The 26185-nt window shown below is 58.0% G+C and carries 21 protein-coding genes and 2 pseudogenes; 11 read left to right on the top strand and 12 right to left on the bottom strand.

Annotated features, from left to right (window positions below; translation table 11 throughout):
• The first annotated feature begins 72 nt into the window (after positions 1-72).
• Positions 73-939, top strand: coding sequence for an alpha/beta hydrolase (locus IB272_RS30075; protein WP_192445636.1), 867 nt, complete (start codon positions 73-75; stop codon positions 937-939).
• Between the two features lie 94 nt (positions 940-1033).
• Positions 1034-1263: pseudogene (locus IB272_RS35665) on the top strand (CsbD family protein).
• 330 nt (positions 1264-1593) lie between these two features.
• Here the strand turns inward: IB272_RS35665 and IB272_RS30070 are convergent.
• From IB272_RS30070 to IB272_RS30050, 5 genes are all read right to left on the bottom strand, one after another.
• Positions 1594-1848 (bottom strand): hypothetical protein, encoded by a 255-nt coding sequence (locus tag IB272_RS30070; RefSeq protein ID WP_034800008.1) that lies wholly within the window; start codon positions 1846-1848, stop codon positions 1594-1596.
• Between the two features lie 423 nt (positions 1849-2271).
• A complete protein-coding gene (locus IB272_RS30065) occupies positions 2272-3945 on the bottom strand; it encodes a response regulator (protein ID WP_192445635.1) in 1674 nt (557 codons plus the stop codon).
• A gap of 10 nt (positions 3946-3955) precedes the next feature.
• A complete protein-coding gene (locus IB272_RS30060; RefSeq protein ID WP_034800011.1) occupies positions 3956-9421 on the bottom strand; it encodes a HAMP domain-containing protein in 5466 nt (1821 codons plus the stop codon).
• Between the two features lie 297 nt (positions 9422-9718).
• Complete coding sequence (locus tag IB272_RS30055; protein WP_034800012.1) at positions 9719-10165, bottom strand: hypothetical protein; 447 nt, start codon at positions 10163-10165, stop codon at positions 9719-9721.
• Between the two features lie 44 nt (positions 10166-10209).
• Complete coding sequence (locus IB272_RS30050; protein WP_034800013.1) at positions 10210-10569, bottom strand: hypothetical protein; 360 nt, start codon at positions 10567-10569, stop codon at positions 10210-10212.
• 1311 nt (positions 10570-11880) lie between these two features.
• Here IB272_RS30050 and IB272_RS30045 point away from each other — a divergent pair.
• From IB272_RS30045 to IB272_RS30030, 4 genes are all read left to right on the top strand, one after another.
• Positions 11881-12216, top strand: a complete 336-nt coding sequence (locus IB272_RS30045) for a hypothetical protein (RefSeq protein WP_234798844.1) — start codon at positions 11881-11883, stop codon at positions 12214-12216.
• A gap of 846 nt (positions 12217-13062) precedes the next feature.
• Positions 13063-13389 (top strand): hypothetical protein, encoded by a 327-nt coding sequence (locus IB272_RS30040; protein ID WP_156553156.1) that lies wholly within the window; start codon positions 13063-13065, stop codon positions 13387-13389.
• Between the two features lie 694 nt (positions 13390-14083).
• Positions 14084-14617 carry a hypothetical protein gene (locus tag IB272_RS30035; protein WP_192445634.1) on the top strand — a complete coding sequence of 178 codons (534 nt, stop codon included), beginning with the start codon at positions 14084-14086 and terminating at the stop codon, positions 14615-14617.
• A gap of 522 nt (positions 14618-15139) precedes the next feature.
• The gene (locus IB272_RS30030; RefSeq protein ID WP_029742934.1) at positions 15140-15322 is read left to right on the top strand and encodes a hypothetical protein; all 183 of its coding nucleotides are present in this window, start codon (positions 15140-15142) and stop codon (positions 15320-15322) included.
• Between the two features lie 265 nt (positions 15323-15587).
• Here the strand turns inward: IB272_RS30030 and IB272_RS30025 are convergent, their stop codons facing one another.
• From IB272_RS30025 to IB272_RS30015, 3 genes are all read right to left on the bottom strand, one after another.
• Positions 15588-16763: a zinc-dependent alcohol dehydrogenase gene (locus IB272_RS30025; RefSeq protein ID WP_112772491.1), complete on the bottom strand. Its 1176-nt coding sequence runs from the start codon at positions 16761-16763 to the stop codon at positions 15588-15590.
• A gap of 200 nt (positions 16764-16963) precedes the next feature.
• Positions 16964-17866, bottom strand: coding sequence for a membrane protein (locus IB272_RS30020; RefSeq protein WP_034800018.1), 903 nt, complete (start codon positions 17864-17866; stop codon positions 16964-16966).
• A gap of 378 nt (positions 17867-18244) precedes the next feature.
• Positions 18245-18751, bottom strand: a complete 507-nt coding sequence (locus IB272_RS30015) for a ferritin-like domain-containing protein (RefSeq protein WP_192445633.1) — start codon at positions 18749-18751, stop codon at positions 18245-18247.
• A gap of 385 nt (positions 18752-19136) precedes the next feature.
• On the opposite strand from IB272_RS30015, the gene IB272_RS30010 reads away from it, so the two are divergent.
• Positions 19137-19388, top strand: a complete 252-nt coding sequence (locus IB272_RS30010) for a hypothetical protein (RefSeq protein ID WP_029742831.1) — start codon at positions 19137-19139, stop codon at positions 19386-19388.
• A 77-nt stretch (positions 19389-19465) separates the two neighbouring features.
• Positions 19466-19726 carry a hypothetical protein gene (locus IB272_RS30005; RefSeq protein WP_029742830.1) on the top strand — a complete coding sequence of 87 codons (261 nt, stop codon included), beginning with the start codon at positions 19466-19468 and terminating at the stop codon, positions 19724-19726.
• Between the two features lie 87 nt (positions 19727-19813).
• On the opposite strand, the gene IB272_RS30000 is transcribed toward IB272_RS30005, so the two are convergent.
• Together IB272_RS30000 and IB272_RS29995 are read right to left on the bottom strand one after the other, a co-directional pair.
• On the bottom strand, positions 19814-20743 hold the full coding sequence (locus IB272_RS30000; RefSeq protein ID WP_192445632.1) for an NAD(P)/FAD-dependent oxidoreductase: 930 nt from the start codon (positions 20741-20743) through the stop codon (positions 19814-19816).
• Between the two features lie 585 nt (positions 20744-21328).
• A complete protein-coding gene (locus IB272_RS29995) occupies positions 21329-21538 on the bottom strand; it encodes a cold-shock protein (protein WP_029742828.1) in 210 nt (69 codons plus the stop codon).
• A gap of 510 nt (positions 21539-22048) precedes the next feature.
• Here IB272_RS29995 and IB272_RS29990 point away from each other — a divergent pair.
• Both IB272_RS29990 and IB272_RS29985 read left to right on the top strand, forming a co-directional pair.
• Positions 22049-22219 carry a hypothetical protein gene (locus tag IB272_RS29990; protein WP_089046309.1) on the top strand — a complete coding sequence of 57 codons (171 nt, stop codon included), beginning with the start codon at positions 22049-22051 and terminating at the stop codon, positions 22217-22219.
• A 34-nt stretch (positions 22220-22253) separates the two neighbouring features.
• Positions 22254-22499: a DUF982 domain-containing protein gene (locus IB272_RS29985; protein ID WP_060520967.1), complete on the top strand. Its 246-nt coding sequence runs from the start codon at positions 22254-22256 to the stop codon at positions 22497-22499.
• A 61-nt stretch (positions 22500-22560) separates the two neighbouring features.
• On the opposite strand, the gene IB272_RS35440 is transcribed toward IB272_RS29985, so the two are convergent.
• Positions 22561-22689 carry a hypothetical protein gene (locus tag IB272_RS35440; protein ID WP_255381751.1) on the bottom strand — a complete coding sequence of 43 codons (129 nt, stop codon included), beginning with the start codon at positions 22687-22689 and terminating at the stop codon, positions 22561-22563.
• Between the two features lie 689 nt (positions 22690-23378).
• A complete protein-coding gene (serA, locus tag IB272_RS29975; protein ID WP_060520969.1) occupies positions 23379-24617 on the bottom strand; it encodes a phosphoglycerate dehydrogenase in 1239 nt (412 codons plus the stop codon).
• 118 nt (positions 24618-24735) lie between these two features.
• Between serA and IB272_RS35175 the strand changes: the two are divergent.
• Positions 24736-24936, top strand: a pseudogene (locus tag IB272_RS35175) (integrase); the annotation flags it as partial.
• Positions 24937-26185: the final 1249 nt, after the last annotated feature.

Genomic DNA, 26185 nt, shown 5'->3' with positions numbered 1-26185 from the left:
TTCTTCGGTTACTAACCGATCTGCGGCCCGGATATAATGCAAAACCGGCCCCATGGCACTCATGGCACTACCATGTTCGAGGGCTTCAAACTTGAAACGATACCTGTAACAGCTGGCCAGCTGCGGGTGCGACATGGCGGAAGCGGTCCGCCTGTTCTATTGCTTCACGGCCACCCCCGGACCCACGTCACCTGGTGGAAGGTGGCGGAGCGGCTGGCAGACACCTTTCGGGTTATCTGTCCAGATCTGCCGGGATTTGGTCAATCCTATGTTCCGCAGGATACGCCTGACCACTCCGGCTCGTCGAAACGGGCCAAGGCTGCCGCATGCGTCGAGCTGATGGGGGCGCTTGGACATACTCAATTTGCCGTTGTCGGGCACGATCGTGGCGCCTACACCGCGTTTCGGCTCGCAATGGATCATCCCGACAGCGTCACGCACCTGGTCATACTCGACGCTGTTCCAATCCTGGAAGCTCTCGAACGAACTGGTGAGCAGTTTGCGAGAAAATGGTGGCATTGGTTTTTCTTTGCCGTCCCTGATAAGCCGGAACGCGCAATCCTTGCCGATCCGGATGCGTGGTACGGCGGCGAAATGGAACCAATGGGTCAGGCTGCCTATGAGGACTTCCGAGCCGCCACCCGCAATCCTTCCGTTGTTCACGGTATGCTTGAAGACTACCGGGCTGGGCTGGGTGTCGATAGGCAACACGACCTCGCCGATCGGCGGGCCGGCCGGTTGATCGAGTGCCCGATGTTGTGTCTATGGTCCAGGTTGGACGACCTCGCGGATCTCTACGATGATGTTCTGGCGGTCTGGAGCCCCTGGGCAACGAACCTCGAGGGCCACTCCATCAGTTCAGGCCATCATATGGCTGAGGAAGCACCCGAGGAATTGTCGAAGGCACTTGCTCGCTTCCTAAGCCAAATCGAAATCTAGTCCTCTTCTGCAGCCTCACACCCGCCAGCCATCCCGCGAAGCGAAGCGGCCGTTATGTCGATCACCCTCCTCAAACCCCAATCTGGACGAACCGGTGAACAAAGGAGCCGCCAGGCGTTTCGCCGCCGGATCGCATGAAGGTAACTGCAAGCAATTCAAGGGAAAAATCAAGGAAAGTAGGGCAAACTCACCGACGACGATCTTGATCAAGTAAGGGGAAAAACAAGATCAGCTAGAAGTGAAGATTCAGGAAGCCTTACGGCCTCGAGAAGGATCGCGTCCGGCAAGAACATCGACGACTGGTATGGCCGGCAAACCTGGTGACGTTGTCTGCCCGCCTTGGCGGGGCGGACTATTTTGATTTAGGAGCGGCGGGAACCATTTGGAGCGAAGCTTTCCGCGTCCGGCACCAGATCAGAGGTTGAGGGGGCAGCTTAAAAGACCGCGTGGCACGAAGGCGACGTGGGCCTTTTGAGACCCTCCGACTCCCTCGAGGGCCTCAAGTTTTTTTGAGGTGGCTGCAGCGCTCGCGCCGCTGGAGTCGAGCGAAAAGGAAGGGCAACCACTCCAATGCTCCGATATATTGCATCAACACTCCGTCTGGGCATGCAACAGGGCCGGTTTGAAAAGGGAGCCTCCGAATCCGCTCACCCATCACATCGGGTCATTGCCTTTCATCGCATTCGACATGTGCGTTTTGCATTTGTCGCTGTCGTTTGATGCAAGCGCGTCCTTTGCCATGGCGAGTTCTTTGTTGGCGTAGTCCTTCTTCATCTCGTCTTTGATGCTCTTTACGTCCTTCTCGAGCTTTGACATGTTCGATTGGTCACACACGATATCCGATAGGGCAAATGCGGGAGGCGTCGCTGCAACAAACAGCGCAGCTGCCGTTAACATTGTTTTTAGCATCGTGAATCTCCTCTTGATCCAGTAGATGTCGGACGAACCATCGAGCCAAACTCCCGTTCCTTTGTCAAAGTACACATCGTCGTGATCGAGATGTGAGCTTGCAGCAAGCCCCTTTCTGAAGTGACGCCTGAGCTCAGTCTGCCGCCGGCAGGTTCCGCGTGAAAGATTTCGCAGCGATCGTCTCCCCCCCACGCCACCCGCAGCTTCTTTGATTATCGTCAGCTGGAAATGTTGAAGTGGCTTGGCACGCGCGAGCTATGGATAGAGGCTGTCGCCTAGCGGCGTTCGGAAACGGTCATCCAAGCCGACGCGGCGGACCAGACATCGGCTGTGTCCTTCCCTTTTGGCCGTCTACTACTTCAACAGCCGCGAGAATTCCGAACGCTTCATCATTGCTGCGATGTTCAGCACGTGACGAAGTTCTCAAGCGGCTGTGGCCCGGTGGGCCACCGCGCGTCCGATCGTTGTTTGTAGTTCTTCCTGCGTAAACGGCTTTGTCATTCTCAAGAGCGCCTGAAGTCCCTCGTCGTCGGGCAACTCAGAATATCCCGAAGCAAGGATCACTGGGAGACCCGGATAGGACGAGAAAATCAAACGTGCCAGCTCCGCACCCGTCATGCCTGGCATCGCCTGGTCGCTGATAACGAGATCGAACGTATGTCCCGATCCAAGGATCTCGAGTGCGGTGGCTGCCGAAGATGCCTCCACAACGGTATGGCCGAGATCCTCCAGCATAGCGGCTGTCCCCATACTGACGAGAACATCGTCGTCGACTACAAGTACCCTCAAAGGACTTTGGACTTGGGAAACCTCGAGCGCGGTGGTTTCCAAGGGCGTGCTCGCCGGCACGGAATCTTCGGCGACGGGCAACCAAAGCGCGACGGTAGTGCCTTCGTCCTTTCTACTCGAAAGGCTCAACGCACCGCCGGATTGAGCTGCAAGGCCGTGGACCATCGACAAGCCGAGCCCCGTCCCTTTTCCCTGCCCCTTGGTGGTAAAAAATGGCTCGGTCGCGCGCGCCACAGTGGCCTCGTCCATGCCTTCACCGCTGTCCGAAACCGTTATTCGCACGTAGCGACCCGGCTTGAGGTTAACGGGCATCGATGTTAAATCCTCCTCAGCCGACACGACAAGCGTGCCGCCACCTACCATCGCATCGCGAGCGTTCACGAACAGGTTGAGCAAGGCAAGCTCGAGCTGGTTGCGATCGACGAGCAACGGCGGAAGAGATGCGGGAATGTGTTTTCGCACGTCGATGCCGGGGCCAAGAGCGCGGACGAGTATGTCTTCAATGTTTTGAAAAAGATCGAGGAAATCGATCGGTTGAGGTTTCAGTTCCTGACAACGGGCGAACGCCAGCAAGCGTTGGGTCAATGCGGCACCACGCTCGGCCGCCTGGATCGAGTTTTCGACCAGCCGCTCGCTCTTACCTCCCTGAGGGAGCTGCTTCTTCAAAAGCTTCAAACTGCCGAGGATCGCCATCAGCAGGTTGTTGAAGTCATGAGCAACACCGCCAGTCAATTGACCCACGGTGTCGAGCTTTTGCGCTTCGAACAGTTGCGCAAGCGCTGCCTCTCGTTCGCGCGTCCTCTGTTCGATGCGCTGTTCGAGTTCCTCATTGAGCTGCCGGAGTTCGGTCGCAGACGCCTCCAGCTCGGCTGTGCGCTCGCGGACTCGGTTCTCGAGTTCCGCATTGAGACGTTCGAGCTCGCGGGTCTTGCGGTAGAGATCCGCAAAGACCCTAACCTTGGCACGTAGGACATCCGGTACGATCGGGACCGAGACATAATCGACGGCGCCAGCGGCGTAACCGCGCAATCGGTCGGGTTCCGCCATCATGACGGCCGACACGAAGATGATCGCCGTGTTTTGGTATCGCGGATGCTCGCGGATCATGCTGACGAGTTCGAACCCGTCCTGTTCCGGCATGCACACATCGACCAGGATTACCGCGATGTCGCTTCGAAGAAGATGCTCCAGAGCTTCCCGTCCGGATTGCGCCTTCAGGAGATTTTCACCCAGATCCTGGAGGACCACTTCGTAACTCAGCAATTTCGTCGGTTGATCATCGACAAGAAGAATGTTGACAGGATTCATGCCCAAACCCTCAACGATGAAGCCACATACGAAGAGCTGCCAGCAGTTGCTCCGTATTGACCGGCTTTGCAAGGTAATCCGAAGCGCCTGCCTCCAGGCATTTCTCGCGATCTCCCTTCATCGCCTTGGCCGTGAGCGCAAGGATGGGCAGCCTGCGGAATTTCGAATCCGATCGAATGACCTGCATGGTTTCATAGCCGTCCATCCCGGGCATCATGATATCCATGAGAACGATGGCAACGCCTGGTTCGTTTTGAAGGACCTCGATGGCTTCGCTGCCGGTCGTCGCTGTCAGCACCCGCATACCCCGCCGTTCCAGCACGCTGCTTAGCGCAAAAATATTACGCGCATCGTCATCGACGAGCAACACGGCCTCCCCGAGCAGATCCTCATCCGAACTGTGCAGCTCTTCGAGCATGGTTTGCTTCGCCGCGGGCATGTCAGCTACCACCCGATGGAGGAACAACGCGGTTTCGTCGAGGAGTCTTTCCGGCGATTCCACCCCCTTCACGACGACGCTGCGCGCCATGGAGTGTAGTCGTGCGTCTTCCTCCGGAGAGAGTTCTCGCCCCGTGAATACGACAACCGGCACTTCAACGATGTCATCGTCGTCCCGAATCTTCTCCAGAACCTCAAAGCCGGTCATGTCGGGGAGCGTCAGGTCTAGAACCACACAGTCGATGGGATCGTTACGGAGGGCGACCAGAGCCTCCGCACCGGACCCCACGCTCGCAATGTCGATGTCATGGTCACCAAGGAGTGCGGTGACGCTCAGGCGCTCGGCCTCGTTGTCTTCGACGAGAAGGAGGCGTTTGCGACGGGGCTCGGCGTAGTTTCTTAATCGCGAAAAAGCCTTGCCCACGCTATGTGCGGTGGTGGGCTTGGTCATGAACGCGAAGGCACCTCGCGCGAGGCCGTGCTGCCGGTCTTCATCGAGACTGATGATCTGGACCGGGATGTGTCGTGTTGCCGCGCTCTGCTTCAAATGGCTCAGTACGGTCCATCCGAGCATGTCCGGCAAGAAGATGTCGAGCGATATCGCGGCGGGTTTGAACTCATGGGCGAGATCCAATGCGTCGCTACCGCGGCTGGCGACCAGGACCTTGAAGCCGTTGTCACGGGCAAGGTCGACAAGAACCCGCGCATAGTGAGCGTCGTCTTCGATGATCAGAAGAACAACGTCGCCGGGTTCAATCACGTCGCGATCGTCATCCATCTGTTCAGCCACTTTCTCGCCGCGCCATGCGGCTGCAGCCTCCGCCAGTTGCACCACATTGGTTGGAGCGGGAACAGATTTGAGCGCCGTCGACGCACCGACATATGTCAGCGGTAGAAAGAGCGTGAAGGTGCTGCCGATCCCGGGGGTGCTGCGCAACTGAATTTCTCCGCCAAGGAGGTTTGCTAGTTCTCGACTAATGGCGAGACCGAGCCCGGTGCCGCCGTATTTGCGGCTGGTCGAAGCATCAGCCTGCTGAAATGCCTCGAAGATAATGCGTTGCTTCTCCGGCAAAATGCCGATCCCGGTGTCAGACACTTCGAACGCGATCACTGAGGGAGCGTGTTGGAGCGAGGGGTGATCCGAAGACCAGCCCTCCGTTGCCGCGGTCACCCGTAGCGTCACGCCGCCCTCTGCGGTGAACTTGAACGCGTTCGACAGCAGGTTCTTGAGGATCTGCTGCAATCGCTTGGAGTCTGTGATGACGCTTCTGGGAACGTCGTCGCCGATCTCCACCAAATAGCTGAGGTTGCGGTTTTCGGCCTCGTGGCGGAATGGCCTCGACATCATCTCCAGCAGGTTGTTGATGAATATCTCCTCAGCATCGACCGAAACCGTCCCGGACTCGATCTTCGAAAGGTCCAAGATATCGCTGATGAGGTTGAGGAGATCGGTGCCGGCTCCGTGAATTGTCTTGGCGAACTCCACCTGCTTACCCGACAGATTTCCGTCGGGATTGTCGCTTAGTTGCTGACCCAGAATGAGGATCGAGTTTAGCGGCGTCCGCAGCTCGTGGGACATGTTGGCAAGGAACTCGGATTTGTATTTCGATGTCAGTGCAAGTTCGGTCGCTTTTTCTTCCAGAGCCCGGCGGGCTTGCTCGATTTCCTGGTTCTTGCCTTCGACCTCGACGTTTCGCTCTTCGAGCTGCTGTGCTTTTTGTTCAAGTTGCTCGTTGGTCTGCTGCAACTCTCTCTGTTGGGTTTGAAGTTCCGTTGCCAGCTGCTGCGATTGCTTCAACAGACCCTCTGTCTGCATGTTCGCTTCAATCGAGTTGAGCACAATCCCGATCGATGTCGTCAGCTGGTCCAGGAACGACAACTGCAGGTCTGTAAAATCGCCAGCCGAGGCTAATTCGATGACTGCCTTGACCTGACCCTCGAATTGAACGGGCAGCACAATCGCGCTCTTGGGAAGTGCGGAAAACACGCCTGAACTGATCGGAACGACGTTGTCCGGCAGATTGGTAATGAGAATACGGCGTGCATCGCTCGCGCATTGTCCGATTAACCCCTGACCAAAATCCAGACGCGCCGGGTGGGTAGCATCGATCCCGTGGGCATAAGTCGACAAAAGCGAAAGTGTCGACCGGCGCTCGTCGCTATCAACCTTATAGATGACGCCCTGGTGTGCGCCGACCAGCGCTGCGAGCTCGGACAGCAGCATCCGCCCGACCAATGTCAGGTCGCGCTGCCCCTGCAACATATTGGTAAACCGGGCCAGGTTCGTCTTAAGCCAGTCTTGCTCGGTGTTGCGCTCCGTCGTGAGCCTTAGGTTGCCGATCATCGTGTTGATGTTGTCTTTCAACTCGGCCACCTCGCCGCGGGCCTCGACCTGGATTGAACGCGTCAGGTCACCTTTCGTCACAGCCGTCGCCACCTCAGCGATCGCTCTGACCTGCGTCGTCAGGTTTGCCGCGAGCAAGTTGACGTTGCCTGTGAGGTCTTTCCAGGTCCCGGCGGCGCCAGGAACGTTTGCCTGCCCGCCGAGCCGGCCCTCGACACCCACTTCGCGCGCCACGCTCGTGACCTGGTCGGCGAAGGTTGCAAGCGTACCCGTCATGTTGTTGATCGTCTCGGCAAGAGCGGCAACTTCGCCTTTGGAGGCAACCGTCAGGTTCTGCTTGAGGTCCCCGTTTGCAACAGCAGTCACCACCTTCACGATACCACGAACTTGCTCAGTCAGATTGGCAGCCATGACGTTTACCGTGTCGGTCAAGTCCTTCCAGGTTCCAGCGACACCCGGCACCTGCGCCTGTCCGCCGAGCTTTCCCTCGGTACCCACTTCGCGGGCCACACGCGTCACTTCGCCTGCAAAGGCGTTGAGCTGATCGACCATCGTGTTGATGGTGTTTTTGAGTTCGAGGATTTCCCCTTTGACGTCGACCGTGATCTTTCGGGAGAGATCACCGCGCGCGACAGCCGTGGTGACTTCGGCGATGTTGCGCACCTGGGTCGTCAGGTTGGCCGCAAGCAGATTGACGTTGTCGGTCAGATCTTTCCATGTGCCGGCGACACCGGGAACAACAGCCTGGCCACCCAGTCGGCCATCGGTACCGACCTCGCGCGCCACACGGGTCACCTCCCCCGCGAACGAGCGCAGCTGATCGACCATCGTGTTGAGCGTGTCCTTCAGGAGCAAGATTTCGCCGCGGACATCGACGGTGATCTTGCGCGACAAATCGCCGTTGGCAATCGCGGTCGCGACCTCGGCGATGTTGCGGACCTGGTCCGTCAGGTTGCCGGCCATCGAGTTGACGCTATCGGTCAAGTCCTTCCAGGTGCCCGCGACACCGGAGACCTGCGCCTGCCCCCCAAGCTTGCCCTCCGTCCCGACCTCGCGCGCCACGCGTGTAACCTCGCCGGCAAAGGCATTGAGCTGATCGACCATCGTATTGATGGTATTCTTGAGCTCTAGGATTTCGCCTTTGACGTCGACGGTGATCTTGCGCGAAAGATCGCCCCTTGCCACGGCCGTCGTGACTTCGGCAATGTTTCGCACCTGGCCCGTCAGGTTCGATGCCATGAAGTTCACATTTTCAGTGAGATCCTTCCAGGTGCCAGCAACGCCTGGAACCTGTGCTTGACCGCCAAGCTTGCCCTCGGTACCGACTTCGCGGGCGACGCGAGTAACTTCGGAAGCGAAACGGTTCAACTGGTCCACCATGGTGTTGAGCGTTTCTTTCAGTTGAAGGATCTCGCCTTTCACGTCGACGGTAATCTTGCGTGAAAGGTCGCCGTTGGCGATGGCGGTCGACACCTCGGCGATGTTTCGAACCTGAGCCGTGAGGTTACCAGCCATGGAATTCACACTGTCGGTCAAGTCCTTCCACGTGCCGGCAACGCCTGGGACTTGTGCTTGCCCGCCCAGACGCCCCTCGGTACCAACCTCACGGGCGACGCGCGTTACCTCCCCTGCAAAGCCATTCAGCTGGTCGACCATCGTATTGATGGTTTCCTTGAGCTCAAGGATTTCTCCCGACACGTCGACAGTGATCTTGCGCGAGAGATCTCCTCGGGCAACCGCGGTCGTGACCTGTGCAATGTTTCGAACCTGGGCCGTTAGATTGCCGCACATGGCGTTGACGGAGTCCGTCAAGTCCTTCCAGGTCCCGGCAACGCCTGGCACGAGCGCTTGGCCGCCGAGCTTTCCTTCCGTTCCCACTTCGCGTGCAACACGCGTTACCTCCGAGGCGAAAGAGCGAAGCTGATCCACCATCGTGTTTATGGCCTCTTTCAACTGCAAGATTTCGCCGCGGACATCGACGGTGATCTTTTTCGACAGATCGCCGTTGGCAACCGCGATCGTAACCTCGGCGATATTGCGCACCTGTGCCGTCAGGTTTGACGCCATCGAGTTGACGCTTTCGGTGAGGTCCTTCCAGACGCCGGTGACTTCAGGGACCTGCGCCTGGCCGCCGAGCTTGCCATCAGTGCCGACTTCACGGGCGACGCGCGTGACTTCCGAGGTGAATACGCTGAGCTGTTTGATCATTGTATTGACGATATTCGCGGATCTTAAAAACTCCCCCTTGAGGAGGCGACCATCGACGTCGAGCGGAACGGTCTGCAAAAGATCGCCTTTGGCGACTGCGGCAATCGTACGGGTTACGGCAGCCGTGGGCCATACGAGATCATCGATCAGCGTATTGATGGAGTCTTCCATATCGGACCAGGACCCGTCGGAAAGCCCGAAGCGGACTCGGGTGCTTGTGCGTCCGTCGCGCCCCACCACTTGACCAACGTGCGCTAGCTGCTGAGCCATCTTCTGGTTGGCGGCGACCAGGTCGTTGAAGGTATCGGCTATCTTTCCTGTGATACCATCCAGGTCAAGCCTCATCCTGACCGAGAAGTCTCCTCGCTTCATCGCGAGCAGTGCTTCGAACAAGGCGCGTGCGTCTTCGCCCGCCATAATTGCCGGGTCCAGAGGATCGACTGAGCCCATATTGTCACGCCGGACATCGCCACTTTGTCTTCCCACCTTGGTGTTCTCCGTTGAGGCAAGATAGATCTAGCGCTCGACCCACAAATTGCCATGGGCACCGCGCGGCTTGTTGGAACGCTCTGGTCCAATGGGACGCGATGCCTTCGACGAAGAAAAGCCAAGTTGCACAAAGCAGAAGAGGCGGGGGACATCCCGGTCAATGCCGGGCCACTTGTCTCCGTCCCCTTCTCAACATCAATGGGTGGAATGCAGACAGTACAAGGCGGTGGAAATTGTCTCCCCCGACCCAAGGTTGGTCGTAAGATGTTGGCGACGGTAACGGATTACATGATTCTACTCCTGAGTCGGCCGGATGTTGCCGACCGAGATCGCACCGGAAAGTACGCCCCTCCTGAGATCCGATCTTCCTCTTTCAATCTCGACCACGCTGTAAAGTTTTTCAGATCGAAACGCACTTGCCTGCAGCGTCGTTACGTCCTCCGCAGGAGCCGCGTCGACCTCCATGAAATCCAGCTCGCCGCCGGCCGCCACAACCCGGGCATCCCCGGCAGTGCGCGCAGCCACCACAACCACGCCGTGCGATGGAGCGTTTGCCCAGCGGGGATCATTTGCCTCCGCAATGGGAACAAGCCGGTAGACGTTGAGGGTTTCGACCGCTTCACCAGTCGCAACAACTCGCGCGTCCGCCATTTGCGCCTGGCTTTCGAGCGAGCGTCCGAACGTGGTTCCAGGTGCTGTTGGCTGGCTATTTCTGTCATCCGTTCCATTGTCGTTCGACATAGGATCCTCCCGATGTATTCACCGTGGCCTTTTGCCTGTAGGGATCAGATTCTGCCGTCACGTCGAGCCGTAAGCAACGGTAGGATCGCTGCACCCGGTGCTCCGGGACGAAAGTGTTGAACCACGCGGGCGAGTACGAGCGTTGTCGCCGCCGCTATGACGATCCTCAACCACAGATGCACGTCCCGGCGCGATGGAACGTCCAACCCCTCTGTTTTCGCGTGAATTGGCACCAGCCGCGCCTGCAATTGAGCGAGCTCTCGGCGCAATTCTGCGATCTGCTCCTGTGGGGAAGGGGAGGCTTCCGGCACCTGCTCGTCTGCAGGGCTTTCTTCCTCGAGCTCAGCCAGATGTTCTTGCAACTGCGCGAGGTTTTCAAACCCCTTTGCTTTGATATTTACCATTGCAACTTCTCCATCGGAACGAACTTGGCGGCCGGCCATCAGTGAAACCCGCACGAGAGACGGTGGTTCCGTCCAAATGTGAAAAGACACCTGCGCTCGTTCAAGGGTTGATAGAGTTCATCGCGCCAGACGCCGGGAGGAGTTCAGGTGGCGAATTGCTTGCAAGCCTGGGCAAGGCAGTTCATAGGCGATGAGCCTGTGGTTAGAGGGCCCCCCGCGAGAGGATTGTTACGTAACCTGGGTGAAGCGCGCGCAACGACGTCGGCTGCACGGATCTTCAGGAGTTTCCGATCCTGCGGCAACGGCTCCATGTCACGCCTTTTTGCCTGGCCGACGACGTACCCTCCGTATGAAATTCCCAGGAACATTTTGAAAGGCCGAAGGTTTGCGCGCCAGTGATAGCGAATGCAGGTCCTTGCACTTCGCTGCCTGGTCGCTCCGTCAGATACGAGGTCCGAGATCATGACATACATTGCATCCCCAAGGACTGCGAAGGGCACGTTGGAGAGGTCGGCCGACTGTTACCAGTGCTTCTCGTCCATTCTTTCAGCTCATGAAGGGCGGGACAGTTGGCGAGACTTTGAAACCGAATTGGTCGCCGCGGCCGTCGAGGCTGGATGGGAAGAAGATGAGGTTCGCGCAGCTTTGAAGAGATTTCGCTCGGCCGATGAGGCCGCGAGCGCGAGTTCAGCAATGCCTGACGCCGAACAAAAGTCGTCCTTCGAGGCGCTCTCGGCTCAAGGGCCGAGGGATGAACAACCCGAGGGCAACGAGTCTGCGCGAGGGCTTCAAGAGAGTGCCCAACGAGAGGAGCGCCGGATTGAACTCCAAAAAGGAAGCCCCCTGGCAAAAGGGGAGGAACGTTTCGAGGAGCGTTCGCGAAGCTCCGACGGCAAAAGCGCGGGAGAGAAACAAGACCCTAAGGCATGAGGTGTCGCGATACGGGCGGGATCGTGCAAATCCCTTGTTGGCTCACCCTCACCTGTTCAATGTGGAAGCCTGCAAGCACGGACGCATGTCGAGCGGTATGAAAAGACTTACCACCACAAGCATCGCTGCGGCCAAGCAGGAGGCGATTGAAGCCGCGGGAGTTGCAGCCGATACTGTTTCCGCAGGCGCCTTTCTCGGTCCTGGTGGTTGAACGCGGTGCTTTGCAGGGTGGGTTGGCGGCGTCCAACGAAACACGGCAATGACTTTACGCGAAGAGTGAGAGCAGTGGTCCGCAAGCATTTCTGATCCTACGAGGGGCAGGTCATTGACGATGACTGTGGCTTTTTATCTCGCTGGAAGAAACCACCTGGCAATTAGAGGATGGGACTGCTCGAAATCAAGGAACCGAACATGCATCTTATCCAGATCTTACTGCCTCTCAAACGACGGGATGGGCAACCGTTCGGTTCCCAAATGTTCGATACCGTTCGGCAACAACTTGCGGAGGCCTTCGGCGGCATAACGTTTTACAGGAATGCACCCGCGGAAGGAAATTGGGTATCCGGAGCTGAAATGGAGCGTGATCAGATCGTTGTGGCGGAAGTAATGACAGAAAACCTCGACCAGCTATGGTGGCGGGTTTATCGCCATGAATTGGAGTGCGCGTTTGGCCAGCAAGAGATTGTCATTCGAGCGTTGCCGATCAAGCGGCTTTAAGTTCTTTCGCCGTCGCTGGAAGCATTGTTGATCAGGTTCACAAAGCAAGGATCGGGCTGCCAAGGCAGGCCTGTATCGAGCTGAAACTCGCCCCTGCCCGCAGTGACAAAACTTGAACCCATCAATCGATGGGAGAATGAAGGTGGCGTAATTGCACACTCACCTTTTGAGCACTCCTTTTGAGGCTTCGTCGAAGCCCGATATGGCGCGCACTCCGCTCCTTTTTTGCGAGGTGTCGGTGCGCATTCGGCCCAAACTCGCAATCCAAGATCTTGGCCTCCAAGATCTCGCCTTCACACGAAGGGTCTTGGGGCCATTCCTTTTCATGCCCCCAAGATTTCGCGGAAGCAGTTTGCTTCGTTTAGACACGACGGTCGCAGCATCTCGTTGTTCAACCGGAGGAACTAAAGCTCGCCCTAAACGGCGCCCAAAACACTCAGGATAGTACCCTAGCCCTGCAGGCAAGTTTTTAAGCCGAGTCGTCCGACGGAACCTTTCTCCTCACCAAAGATTACATAACATATAGCTAAATTAGTGAGGTCGAAATGAACACGATACATAGACTTCTGATAAGCACCGGTCTGACCGTGGTGTCGGCAGGTTTCTTATTCATAGCCGTCCCGGCGCAAGGGCAAATCGCCGAGCGCTCCATTTTCCCGGGTCAGTGTGGTCCGATTGGAGACGCAAACAAGATCAATGGAGCCGGAGGAGCACAATGTGAGCGATTGCCGGCGACAAACGCAATCGCCCCGACAACGAATGGCACAACGGATCGGACCGCCACCGGTCCGGGCGGTAACACCAACCCGGGTACCCCTGTTAGCGGCGGTGATCCCGGCACCGGCAGTGGCGGTGATCCCGGCACCGGCAGCGGCGGCGATCCTGGCACCGGCAGTGGCGGCGATCCCGGCACCGGCGGCGGCGGTGATCCTGGCACTGGCAGCGGCGGTGATCCTGGCACCGGCAGCGGCGGTGATCCGGGCACCGGCAGCGGCGGCGATCCTGGCACCGGCGGCGGTGATCCCGGCACCGGCAGCGGCGGTGATCCTGGCACCGGCAGTGGCGGCGATCCTGGCACCGGCAGTGGCGGCGATCCCGGCACCGGCAGTGGCGGCGATCATGGCACCGGCAGCGGCGGGGATCCCGGCACTGGTTCAACGGGTGATTGAATAACAATCAAAAAATCCCGCCCCCCCCCCGCGGGCCTACTTGCCCGCCCTCTGGAGGGGCTGTCTTTTACCGTTGCCTACCACTCCAAAAACTATGCGCCTGATGGCCTTAGCGAAACTGAGGCCCAGCGCCATCGCCGCAACAGAGACAGGAACGGATTAAGGTCGGGAAGCAGAAGCCCAATTCGGGCCCAGCGCTTTTCCAACCTCCTGGCCCAACAAAGCACTTTCCCGGCCCCGTCGTTGACTTCAGGACCGTTTCTTATTGGGAGGCCAGGAACCTTTTCATAACGCAAGCGTTTCTCAATTGTCCTGATCCCGTTTCCCCGATCGAGATCAGGCCCGAGCTTCACGATTGTCCCCAAGTGAAGTCTCTTCGATAAGCGCCTCTGGCCTCGTCGTCCCGCGACGGGGCCATTCCTTTTTGTGATCGCTCGGTCGCTTCCAGGCTCCGTTTCTCCGTGCCAGCCCCTAGCAATAGACTATTCGCGCAGCGATTTTATTACTCCGCCCTGGACTGACAACGACACCAGAACAGCCTTTCCGTCCCTGCGGTTCGCTTTCAGACGCGGGGCCAAGATCCTCCACATGGGACCTTGGTCCCACAGGCGCTGACAAAGGTCCCATGCCAGGCGTCGGACGGAACCATTTCCCTCACTCAAGTTTATTTTGCATGAAGCTAATTTAGTGAGGCTAAAATGAACGCGATACGTGAACTTCTGATAACCACCGGTCTGGCCCTGGTGTCGGCCGGGTTTTTATCGACAGCCACCCCAGCACAAGGACAGATGATTGAGCGCTCCGTTTTCCCCGGGCAGTGCAGTCCCCGTGGGCCGGCAAACCGGATGGTCGAGGCTGCAGAAGAACAATGCGAGCCGCTGTCGGCCGCGGTGACAAGTGCAATCGTCCCGACAATATCGAAAGGCAATCCGGGTAAGACCGACACCAAAACGGGTGCTGGCAGAAACCCAGGCACCCCATCTACCGGTGGCGGCGGCCCCGGCGCTGGCGATCCGGGCCACGGCAATGTCGGCGACCCCGGCACGGGCGATGGTGATCCGGGCCACGGCGGTGGTGGCGACCCCGGCACGGGCGGGGGTGATCCGGACCACGGCGGTGACGGCGACCCCGGCACGGGCGGGAATGATCCGGGCCACGGCGGTGGCGGCGACCCCGGCACTGGTGACGGTCCCGCTCACGGTAGTGGCGATCCCGGTCACGCAGGTGAATGACCAGATTAATCGTGTCCAGCGGGTTACGCGTGAGCTTCGCTCCTATCGATCCGGGCGGCCGCTCAGTTCCCCGCCCTCAGAGTAGGGCCAAACATGACTGAAGGCGACGTCAGATGGACGCCAGCGAAATCCCGTTCTTCGTCTCTGACCTCATCGAAGCAGCATGCGACTCCTGCTGTCGGCCACGACAGCTACGTGATTGGCGAAGTTCAGGAGGACTCTTCAACGCAGGAATTGCTGAGCCGAACGGAGATCGCGCCACCTGAGGTGGGGAGTTGGTGGCCGATCGGCCTATAGAGCTAGTCAGCATTCGCGCCCATCGTGTCCTTGACGAGGCAGAATTGAAGGTGGGAAGCCACCTTTTTCGTCGGCCGAGGTTACAAGGTCTGCTTCTGATCTCTCGTTGACACCGCAGCCTTGTGGGCTCGTCAGTCGCCTTTCGGGGCCAGCTTTTTCGCGATCAAACCTCCGTATGCGGAACCCGCCCCACCCAGGCCCGTTGTACTGGAAAGGAGTATCGCTATGGCAACCAAAGACACCAATGCAAAGCCTGAGCAGGCGAAGCCGGAAGACGTCCATCACCCCGCCGATCGCAAAAAGCACCGCGACGAGGAATCGATCGCGCCGCCAACCGTTCAAGGTCCTGACGCCAAGGATACGAGTGAAAAACCGGAAGTGAACCCTGTCACTGGTGTAGCGACCTAAGCTCAGGCCTCTTCTACTTGTCTTGCGCGACCGTTCTGGCATCTTTGTCGTTGCTGTTATGCCGACGACCGCCCTCGGCCCGTTAACGGCTCGACCCCTGTTTCCTAGCGCACGCCGTGACCCGTCAAGAATGACGAGGGCTTTGCGAGAGCATTTTGTCGCAAATGCCGACAATGTTGATGCTCGGGGTCGTTCTCGTTGCCTGCATTGGTGTGGGCACGTCGTCTGTGTCCTTTTCCGTTCTCAACGCGTCCGCCGTCATTCGTCAGGCGGTCAGCACAACCTTGATGCAACCATCCCTCTTATCGCGGAAGGTCTCGTAGAGACCGGGACCATCCTCAAGCGTCGCACGGTGCGTGATGATAAAGCCAGGGTCGATTTCGCCCTCTTCGATCCGGCGAAGCAGCTCGAGCGAATAGCGATTGACGTGCGTCTGCCCCGTGCGGATGGTCAGCCCTTTATTCATCGCCGCGCCGAACGGAATTTTGTCGAGAACGCCCCCGTAGACGCCAGGCACGGAGACGATTCCCCCCGGCCGACACGCCATAATCGCCGCGCGCAGCACGTGGGGTCGGTCGGTTCCCATCAGTGTCGCTGCTTTAACTTTGTCAACGATGGCGTCGAACGAGGCGGTGGCATGAGACTCGGCGCCAACTGCGTCGATGCACTTCTCCGCGCCATGCCCGCCAGTCATTTCCTTGATATAATCGGGAATCGTGCAGTCGATTTCATCGAAATTGATGATTTCGGCGCCAGCCGACTGCGCCAGAGCGAGCCGCTCCGGTACATTATCAATGGCAATGACGCGGGCGGCGCCCTGCATGAATGCGCTTTTAATGCAAAACTGGCCGACCGGGCCACATCCCCACACCGCGACAATGTCGCTGGCTTCGATCTCGCAATTCGCAGCGGCCATCCAACCGGTTGGAAAGATGTCGCCGAGAAAGAGAGCCTGCTCATCGGTCATTCCGCCCGGAATGATGATAGGCGAAATATCGGCATAGGGGACGCGGACGTACTCGGCCTGACCGCCGGCGTAAGCGCCGGTTAGATGAGAATAGCCGAACAGACCCGCTGTCGGATAGCCGAATGCCTTCGCCGCGTTCTCGGGGGTGCGATTGCTGCGCTCGCATAGAGACCAGTTGCCTTTGAGACATTGCGGACATTCGCCACAGCAAATCGTAAAGGGCACGACGACCCGATCACCAACTTTGAGCTTCTTGTTGTCGCTCCCGACTTCGACGACCTCGCCCATGAACTCGTGACCCAAGATGTCGCCCTTTTCCATGAATGGGATGTATCCGTCCATAAGATGAAGGTCCGAGCCGCAGATTGCGCAGGCCGTCATCTTGATGATCGCATCGCGGGTGTCCTCGATCTGCGGGTCGGGGACGCTGTCACACCGGATGTCGTTCTTACCATGCCAGCAAAGGGCTTTCATCGTGATCTCCTTTGGATCAGTTGGGTCAGACCTGCCAAGCACCTTGGTCTTCGTCGTGACGACGAGCAGTAGAGCAAGCAGAGCGATAGTGAAATCGCGGCGCCCGCCTGCACGTCGATCAGCGATGCCGAGGCAGCCATTGCCCCGGCAAAAAGGACGTCGAGGAAGAGGTAGAATGCAAAAGCTTAGCTGAAGGACCCTCAGGAAAGCGTTTCGAGGTCATCCCGTTGTCGTCCACCAAGGGCGGCTGCGGCACTCGCTATGAATGCTCCGATGATGAGAGATAAGGCGCCGACAAGGGCAAATGTCGCAGCCGCCTTTCGGGCAGCGTCAGCAGCTTTCTGAGCGGCGACCTTGGCCTCTTCGATCCGCGCAAGTACCGTATCGACCCGGGTTGTCGCATCGGCCTGCGATAACCCGGTACGTGCCGCGACCAACTGGACCAGATACGTCTTGTCCTCCGGCGACATTTCGCCAGCCGCAGCGCTCGCGACCAGAATTCGGGAAGCTTGCGCTGCTGCGGCTCCATCGCCCTCGGCGCCCGGCGCCGTCAGGCGAGCGGGATCGGTTGGACGGAAAAGGGAGTCCACAAAATAAGACGGCATCCCGTTCGAATCGCCCACCTCAGGACCGCTCGTTGCGCCCGCTGACGCCCCAAGGGCCGCGCCTGACGCGACTGAGGAAACTGCCTTCACCCCCGTTCCGACTGCAGCGGAGGTTGCGGAGCCGAGGACGAACACGACAAGCATCGTTGCTAGCGCCCAGGCCAGAAAGCCATGCGCTGTATCACGGAAAAAGGTCTCGTCGGTATGAAGCCCGACCCATTTGGTGCGCAAGCGCCCGGTCAGATAGCCGCCCAGGCCCGACGAGAGCCATTGGACGATCACCAGCCAGATGGCGCTTGAGACCGCGAAAGTGGTGGCGCTGGCGGATTCCCCAGACCACGGTGATATCAATGTAAGGCCAAGGCCGGAGCCAACGAGCATGAGAATGAGCGTCAATGTAGAGGCCGCGAAGGCACCTGCAATGATCGGCGCCCAGCTGACGGCTGGAACAGATGATTCGGCCGGCGTTGAAACATCGGCAAGCACTGACGGTGCCATGGCAGCCTCCTATCGCATGAAAAGCATCAACAGAATAATGATCGGTATCGGGACACCAAGTAGCCAGAGTAGAATACCGCGACCCATCGACGTACCTCCTTAAGCTAAACGCGGCCCAACCGCTGCTAACCATGAAACCAGATCGTGATTGTTCTGGAGCGGTTACGGTTGAAGAGCGCCATCACCCAAACATTGCCGCATGAAAAGGTTCCATGCCCGTCGGCAAAAAGGGTGATGAGATGCATCGGTTGCGTGCAGTCTCCAACGGCAGGGGCGTTGTGGTCGTCCGGTCGTGTGCCGTCGCAATGCGCCACCGACCGTCCGACGCCGATGCGAAATGAAAAACCAACTATGAGCGCGGCTTTTCGTTGAGGTGGTCTACTCGGCCGCCCGCTCGGACGCCTTCGGGTTTGCCGCAACTTCACCAAGTGCCGTCAACTTCTGATCGGTGGCGATCTCCTCCTGGAGATTAGCGTCGAGGAGCGGGACGGCCGCATCGAGGCCAAGCTGGGCGGCCCACGATTTGAGCGCCCCATAGCGGGCAATTTCATAGTGTTCGACGGCTTGGGCCGACGAAATGAGGCCGGCATCAAGTGCGGCCGTGCCCTTGTATTCTTCCATGATTTCTTCGCCTTCGGCGATGAGCCCTTGGATGGCTTCGCAGGTCTTGCCGCGGGCAGATTTGCCAATCAGTTCGAACACCTGCTCGAGACGCTCGATCTGTCCTTCAGTCTCATCACGATGCTGCAGGAAACCAGCTTTGCCCTCTTCCGAATGGGCGGCGCGGGCCATTTTAGGAAGGGCCTTCACGATTTGCTTTTCGGCAAAGTAGATATCTTTCAGCGTGTCAAGGAAGAGGTCGTTCAATGTCTTCTCAGCAGGCATTTTAGGGTCCGATCATTTTATTGAGAGAGACCTGCCCAACCATCGAGCAGGAAGCACGTTCCGTGGGTCAGGAAATAATCACGGGCTGTTGACACTGCCGGCAACGGCACCTCTGTTGCCGCTAGCGCGCGCCACGGTCCGCTCCTAGCCGTCGCTCACCGAGCCATCCGCAATCCCCCCAGATGCCGTCAACGTTGACGATTTGCTCGTCTCTGGATCATCGCGGCTAACGCAGCGAGTCGACTCAGAAGACAGCAAACGCCTAGCCCTACAAGCGCGGCAACGTCGCCCTTCGGGGCCTCAACACCCCGTCCGCACGTGGCATGAGGAACTTTTCTCGCCGTTCGCGACTGGATGCCCAAAACATAACTTAGGAGGCACGTCGTTGGATTTCGAAGCAATAGGGCGCTCGCGCTTACTGATACAATTGCCCACGTATCGTCCCCAGATCGAGCTTTTGCGCGTTCCCGAGCTGAAAGATCTCCTGCGCGCGTACGGATTTGCGGCTCATCAGCGCGACCAGGTGCGGGCAGTTGAAGGCCGGAATTCCAGTCATGTGGCCGAACTCGACTCCGATTGCGCGCGGATCGAGGTCGATGTCACCCGATTGCTTAAGAACGTGGTCACGACACGCTAGGCGCCATCCCTCCGGTTCTGAGGTTGAAGCGACTGCGCGGCAGCCCGTGTATCGATATGACAGTAGGAGAACATCACATGCCAAATTTCTACTTCAGGACAACTGATCAGGAAGGGTTCAGCGCCGAAGATCGGGCGTTCGAATTCGCAGATGAACAGGCGGCGATCAAGGAGGCAAAGGTCACCCTGGCGGAGATGGCGGCTGACGGCCTTCCGCAGGACCCAATTTCTATGATCAGCATCCAAGTTCTCGATCAGCATCATGCCCTGCTGGTGGAGCTGAGATTGGTTCTCGAAGTCATTCCGAACACAACTAAGGTGACTGCTGCCGATCGATAGATCGCCTCAAGATTATGCAGTGGAACTATCGGAGCAACAAATGATAGGCCGGGCGGCCCAACTGCATCTGAGACCGTCCGGCCTCTTTTACCGCACCCGCAACACTTGCTCGCACAGATCGTTTCGGATGGCAGTGGCGGCAACGCCCGCCTGCCCCATTGCGCGACTGATTTGGTCCAACCCCTGTACAACGTCCCCCGCCGCGTACAAGCCGCTCACGGTCGTCCTTTGATGGGCATCGACGGACACGCATCCTTCACGTGATAACCGAGCGCTCAGTCGCGATGCTAAATCCGACCGCACGTCCGAGCCCAACGCTGGATAGACCGAAGCAAAGAAGAGACGATGGTCTGGTGTGTTTATGACGAGAAGATCGCCCGCGATTTCGATGGAACTCACGGGACCGCGCTCCAGCTTGACGCCGATCTCCTGAAGTTCAGAAATCTGCGTCTCATTCAAATGAGGCCTATCCTCGCACGAGATAATGGTGAGGTGGCGCGTATAGCTTCTCAAGAAAATCGCCTCTTGGAACGCTCTCGTCCCAACCCCTATAACGCCTACGGTTTTATCCGTAACCTCGAACCCATCGCAAACCGGACAGTACCGCAGAAGCCCCCGGGCTAGCGCGTCATCATGAACGGCCGCCGGCATCTGCGGTCGCCGATTGATGACCCCGGTCGCCAGAAGCACCGTTTTCGCCCTCCAATGACCAATCGGGGACATCGCCTCGATCAGCGAACCTCTCTTGCGCAGTTCCGTAATCTGACAATACCTCACATAGGCCCCGTATCGCTCCGCTTGCGTTCGCATACGAGCCAACAACTCTTCGCCACTCACACCGTTTGGGAAGCCCGCATGATTGTGGGACACGGGAATACTGGCGGCGCGGCTTGCTTGATCGTCGAACACCAAAACGGAGAGGTGGTAGCGTGCCAAATATATAGCAGCGGTAAGGCCCGCTGGCCCACCGCCAACGACGATGCAGTCATAGATTCGTCCATTCGAGGACTGGTTCATGGGCAGATCCCAGCAGGAATTGCGGCCTAATAGGGTTCAACTGTCTAAGAGAGCAACGGTTCCCTCTGAGCGCCAATGCACCCTCTATGGCTTGGTGCGCGATCCTCTTTTCCGGCGGGGCCTTGCTGATTTATGGGTGAAACGCACGCGTCACGTAATGATGCGCGTCCCCGAAGCTAGCGAGCTACCCAGCTGCCCTCTTCCGACGAAAACCCTGAATTTCTACTGAAAGTTTGATCGCTAATACGCGCCGAACGGCGTGAGAACGGGGCGTGTACAAAAGTGGATTTCTAATCCCTACGGGTTAATGAACATTCGACCCTCTTTTCCGTTACAATCTAGCGGCGGTTGAGAGCCAAGCATCCAGCGCTTCTTACGCGCAGAACAGTTCGAGAACGTCGCTCTTATAGAAAAGCCCCATTTTTCCCCGCAGTTTCTAGGGTCAGCCGGGTCAGCCGAAAACGCGGAGCGGGCCGGCAAACAGACCACGTTGCCAATAAAAAAGGCCGGGCAAAACCCGACCTTCTACACACGCCTCAGCGGCACTGCCAGTACATCCGTGGTCAGTGGCCAGAAGCGAATTTTTTAGGCAGCTGCGAGGTTGTCAGCTGCGTTCTTGCCAGAGCGTGCGTCCCGAACGATGTCAAAGGTGACCTTTTGGCCCTCGACAAGCGAACGCAGACCGGCTCGTTCGACAGCAGATGCGTGAACGAATACGTCCGTCCCGCCGTTCTCGAGTTCGATAAAGCCGAAGCCCTTAGCGCTATTGAAAAACTTTACGGTTCCAGTGTTCATGACAATTCCTTTCAAAATCATGATTGAAGACCCCGACCGACATTGTGACAGCCAAGGCAGATAGATCGACTTTGAGAGGGAAGGTCGGCTTGAACGCGAAAGGCGAGAAAACAAAGCTCAACAAGCAAATATCGATGCCTGCGTATTTATAGACCGAATGTGTCGCTAGCAAGTCGATGGGGACTTTATCTTCGCATCGCGCACAGGCAGTCACTTATTCGAGCGGCGCACGAACCACTCCCATCGGACGCCGCGGTCTGGCATTTGCTGCATGACGAGCTCGGCAGATCGCTAGCGGAAGAAGTTCCTGCCGAGTGTCAGCCTCGACTTTGATGAAGAAACGCGCCATTTCGTGTAGGTCGGCGACAGCCGGCGCTTCGCGCCCCAGCCGTCGTATAGGCCCCAGACCGACGGGTATGGGAGGTGAAGCTTGATCATGCTGGCACCTTGACCGAAAGATCGGAACAATCCCAACGCGAGATCAGTTGCCCTCCTAAACAGGAGTCCATCATGATGCCTACCGAACCGATCCCGAGGCCGCCCCAACCTGATTTCCCGCCGGACATGCCCCCGGACGTGCCACAGCCACCGATCGAGGAACCGGAGCCCGACATCCTTCCTGACGAAGTTCCCAACCCGAACCCGGATGAGAACGACACGCCACCGAAGCTCAACGTCTGACGGCGGGGAGCAAGCATAAAGAAAAGGAACAGCCGTGGTTGAGAGCTGGAACAAGTGCGTGATCATCGAACTTCCCGAGCTCGACGGGGCGCAGATAGTCTGGACACCGAACAAGGCCACGGTCCTGCTTGGTGAAAACTGGCCCGCCGCCTCGGGCGTCGCTTACTTCGACGCCGTTAATAAATGCAGGGACGCAATGGTTGGTACCTACCCATGGGAACAAGCCCGAGTAGCGTTCGTCGCGGCGATCGCCGAGGCCAAGGTTACAAGATTGCGCTGAATTGACTCTCGTCATGCTGCCCACCCGCTTTTCGAGGGAGTCCAGAGACCGATTGCTCCGGTCACAGGCAATGGATCACCGCCAGCTTCTGCAGTTTCACGCCATCGACCCAGTGCATCCTGATCCCGATGCCGAAGATCTGAGCTTCGAGCTCGGCGAGTTCGTCCGTGAGGAGTGTGATCTCGTTCACGCCGTCCGCCTCTTAAAAATTTCGCGAAAAACACGGAACCACCTGCGCACGATTTGCATTCATAGCCCCGGTGAGACAGGGAAATTCGAAATGCTTGCTGCGACCTGGGATAGCACCCTTATAATTTTGCTTCCGGGAATGTCCCGTGCGATAGAGATCAAAGACGCTCGAAACGCCATGTTCGTCCTGGCCGAGAGATGGCCGGTGACCTACGGCCCGGCCTTTCAGCGCGCCCTCGCCTTCTGCGCTCGCGCAACCGAAGGAAAATGCTCTCCAACGCGGGCTAGACTGGCTCTCCTTGCCGCAGCTCGTGAGGCGAAAGTGGCTGTTGTTGAACAACACGATCATTTCGGGGGAGTCGGTCATCGGCGCGTCCTCCAGACTTCCTGCGGGTCGGTGTCTTCCGCTGCCATCTGCTCAAACGCAGCGGCCTGACGTGCCTCATGCTCTGCCAATCCACTCTTCCGTCAAACCATCAATGGGTGCGTATTTTTGGGCGAATGCTCGCGAGCCCGGCCAGCATACGTTGGCCATGTCCGCGTTAGCTCGACCCTCCTTTGTCGCATTCGGTAGTCTGCCCAGGCAGAAACGCTCGAGCCCTTGGAATCGAGCATTCTAAGCATTGGACGTCTTCACTTGTCCCGCGAAAACACCCTTATTGCCCCGCAACAGATCGGCCCTAACAGCTGTCAGTAGACTAATCGCGTTCGTATCGTTCCAGGAATTTCGCGTAGAGCCTGAAGAATTTCGTCGGCATTTTCGGAAATGCCATCGGCCTCGACCACCACATAGCCCGTGTCGCCAAGCGTCTGAAGAAACTCAGCGACGATGTTCAGCCCGCGCGACGAGAAGATCTCGTTGAGTTGGATGAGCATGCCGGGGCGGTTTTCATGCACGTGAATGAAACGCGTGCCGTTCGGGCGCTCGGGCAGTTGCACTTGCGGAAAGTTGACGGCGCCCATTGTTGAGCCGATGTCGGAATACTCGACCAGCTTCCTTGAAACTTCTCCGCCGATGCGTTCTTGGGCTTCCTCAGTGGAGCCGCCGATATGCGGCGTCAGAATGACGTTGCTCAAACCTTGCAACGGCGTCTCAAAACGCTCCTTGTTCGATGCCGGCTCCTTAGGGAACACGTCCACCGCGGCACCCGCCAGATGCCCGTCGTTAAGGACTTTCGCAAGCGCATCGAGATCGACCACCGTCCCGCGAGAATTGTTAATGAAGATGGCGCCCTTCTTCATGCGGCGCAATTCGGTTTCAGTGATCATGTTATGCGTCGAGGGTGTTTCGGGAACGTGCATTGTCACATAATCAGAGATCTCGAGAAGGTCGCCGAGCGAGGCCATCGACTCCGAATTGCCCCGGCGCAGCCGATCTGAAAGATCGAAGTAGCGCACGACCATGCCCATGCTTTCGGCAAGCGCGCTGAGTTGCGATCCGATATTGCCGTAGCCGACAATTCCAAGCGTTTTGCCGCGGACCTCCCGGCTGCCGACAGCGGACTTCTCCCACCCACCTTGATGCGCCGAAGCCGAGCGCGGAAAGATCTGCCGTGTCAGCATAATAATTTCGCCGATCACAAGCTCGGCCACCGATCGCGTGTTTGAATAAGGTGCATTGAACACCGGAATGCCGCGCCGCCGCGCAGCATCCAGATCGACTTGGTTCGTACCGACGGAAAAACAGCCGACGGCGATCAATTTCTTGGCGGATTCGAAAATCTCGTCCGTCAACTGCGTGCGGGAACGAATGCCGATGATATGAGCGTCGGCGATGTGGCGCTTAAGATCCTGGTCGTCGAGCGCCTTCGGCAAATGAACGAGGTTGGTGTAGCCGGACGAAGAAAAGTAGTCCACAGCGGTCTGGCTAATACCTTCTAGGAGAAGCACGGAAATTCGCTCGCGTGGGAGAGAAAGTTGGCGGGTCATAAATGTTGCTCCGATGTCCGGAAGGTCGAAGTGGCTTCAGCGTCTATGAAGATTTAAGCGGCCGGACAGGCAAATATCAACACACTGATACGGCAAAAAAACTCAAGGTACTGCGGTGCTTGCTAAGGCCTGCACCGGTGAAGGACCGGGGTTCCGTCGCATCGACCGACGGGCGCTCACGCCACAGTTGGTCCATCTGATCCTGAAATGCCGGTGCAAGCAGGCCTGCCCTCGACCCCACGTTGTTCTCGGCTCACGGAATGAGATCGGGTATATTACTGAGGCTGCCCGCCCCGGCATTCCCCTCCCCGAAGCGATCCGGCCCATTGCGAGCAATTGCAGGCACTATGTCTCTCGTCGCGAGAGTTTGCGAATACGGCTGAGCCTTCGAAAACCGACCGCCTCAAACACAGTTTCATGGAGATGGCTTGCAAGGACCTACATTTCGTGAATGAAAGAAGTCCGCAATGCGTCCATTGCTGTCTGGGAAGGCGCCAAGTCACGGAAAATGGCTGCGTTCGCCATTTGGCCCACGGATGGGAATGGTCAAGCCATAAGAACCTATGCCATGGGTGCGGACGGATCTGACCGGTGCTCGAAAAAGACCAGTCCACGGGCAGGAACCCCAGCGGATAATGTCGAGGACCGGAGCTACGTCAAAGTAGCCCGGTTCGAGATAGGTCGTAACCCAGGCCTCTGGATAGGTGGTGCAATAATACGGGTACGAATGAGAAGCTCCTCCGGCCCAGACAAGAAACGTCATGTGAGACACGCCGTATCGCCCGCAAAGCCTACTCAAAGCGGGCGAGAGGTCGTCCTGATACTTCGCAGCCCGTAGCGTCCTCAACGACAGGGACAGTATGCGATGGTCGCCCCTCAGACGAGCGCTTCGAAATTCGGACATGACGTCCCGCGCCTTGGCACCGGGGTTAGATCCTAACGGCAGAATATCGCAGCTCGAATTGTAGGAATCGACAGTGTGCGACGCGCGAAACACCGTTCGCGGGGTTGGGCGCAACATAGCAATAGGGAACTTCCTTCGGGCAACTGTAATTTCGAGAAGCCTATGTGCCCTATTTATCCAAAGTCTCGGCCGACAGGGACCAACGTTCCGGTAGGAGTACCCCGCTCCGTCAGGAGATGACACAATTATCGGCTATCGCGAAGGCCTCACCGATCGCGGGATCCGTAGGGAACTGAAATAATTCGCGTATTCTCAAACCATAAAAACGCATTAGCAAACAACCTGTTAATGGCATAACGCGGATTACGAAACTGCAACATTTGCTGGGTGTGCGACACCTTGGCTGGCTTCCCCGTCGCAGACTAACCGCATGCCGCGCTCGATGGCCTCTCGAAGAAAGTATCAAGCGTCATCGTGAACTGGTCCTTAGGACCAGTTTTACATGTCGCCTGACAAGTGCAGAGGATCTTGAAGTCGGTGCGAGCAGTGCATTCTGGCTGCGGCAGGAAACAATATCGATCGGCGGACATGGCACGCGAAGTATTGCCAGCCTTTCGCTAGCTCACCGCGACCCGGTCCTATGCGAGGAACATTTCGCAAGGCT

The organism is Ensifer sp. ENS08, assembly GCF_014852195.1.
Classification (GTDB): Bacteria; Pseudomonadota; Alphaproteobacteria; order Rhizobiales; family Rhizobiaceae; genus Ensifer; species Ensifer adhaerens.
The sequence above is the reverse complement of the archived record's forward strand: the minus strand, read 5'-3'. Positions and strand labels throughout refer to the sequence as shown.

What these genes read in the sequence shown, in the direction of transcription:
- IB272_RS29995 (WP_029742828.1), bottom strand. Translation starts at nt 21,538, where the DNA reads ATGAACACTGGAACCGTAAAGTTTTTCAATAGCGCTAAGGGCTTCGGC.
- IB272_RS30030 (WP_029742934.1), top strand. Translation starts at nt 15,140, where the DNA reads ATGGCAACCAAAGACACCAATGCAAAGCCTGAGCAGGCGAAGCCGGAA.
- IB272_RS30055 (WP_034800012.1), bottom strand. Translation starts at nt 10,165, where the DNA reads ATGTCGAACGACAATGGAACGGATGACAGAAATAGCCAGCCAACAGCA.
- IB272_RS30005 (WP_029742830.1), top strand. Translation starts at nt 19,466, where the DNA reads ATGCCAAATTTCTACTTCAGGACAACTGATCAGGAAGGGTTCAGCGCC.
- IB272_RS30035 (WP_192445634.1), top strand. Translation starts at nt 14,084, where the DNA reads ATGAACGCGATACGTGAACTTCTGATAACCACCGGTCTGGCCCTGGTG.
- IB272_RS29990 (WP_089046309.1), top strand. Translation starts at nt 22,049, where the DNA reads ATGATGCCTACCGAACCGATCCCGAGGCCGCCCCAACCTGATTTCCCG.
- IB272_RS30070 (WP_034800008.1), bottom strand. Translation starts at nt 1,848, where the DNA reads ATGCTAAAAACAATGTTAACGGCAGCTGCGCTGTTTGTTGCAGCGACG.
- IB272_RS30075 (WP_192445636.1), top strand. Translation starts at nt 73, where the DNA reads ATGTTCGAGGGCTTCAAACTTGAAACGATACCTGTAACAGCTGGCCAG.
- IB272_RS30050 (WP_034800013.1), bottom strand. Translation starts at nt 10,569, where the DNA reads ATGGTAAATATCAAAGCAAAGGGGTTTGAAAACCTCGCGCAGTTGCAA.
- IB272_RS30000 (WP_192445632.1), bottom strand. Translation starts at nt 20,743, where the DNA reads ATGAACCAGTCCTCGAATGGACGAATCTATGACTGCATCGTCGTTGGC.
- IB272_RS30045 (WP_234798844.1), top strand. Translation starts at nt 11,881, where the DNA reads ATGGGACTGCTCGAAATCAAGGAACCGAACATGCATCTTATCCAGATC.
- IB272_RS30020 (WP_034800018.1), bottom strand. Translation starts at nt 17,866, where the DNA reads ATGGCACCGTCAGTGCTTGCCGATGTTTCAACGCCGGCCGAATCATCT.
- serA (WP_060520969.1), bottom strand. Translation starts at nt 24,617, where the DNA reads ATGACCCGCCAACTTTCTCTCCCACGCGAGCGAATTTCCGTGCTTCTC.
- IB272_RS30015 (WP_192445633.1), bottom strand. Translation starts at nt 18,751, where the DNA reads ATGCCTGCTGAGAAGACATTGAACGACCTCTTCCTTGACACGCTGAAA.
- IB272_RS30025 (WP_112772491.1), bottom strand. Translation starts at nt 16,763, where the DNA reads ATGAAAGCCCTTTGCTGGCATGGTAAGAACGACATCCGGTGTGACAGC.
- IB272_RS30065 (WP_192445635.1), bottom strand. Translation starts at nt 3,945, where the DNA reads ATGAATCCTGTCAACATTCTTCTTGTCGATGATCAACCGACGAAATTG.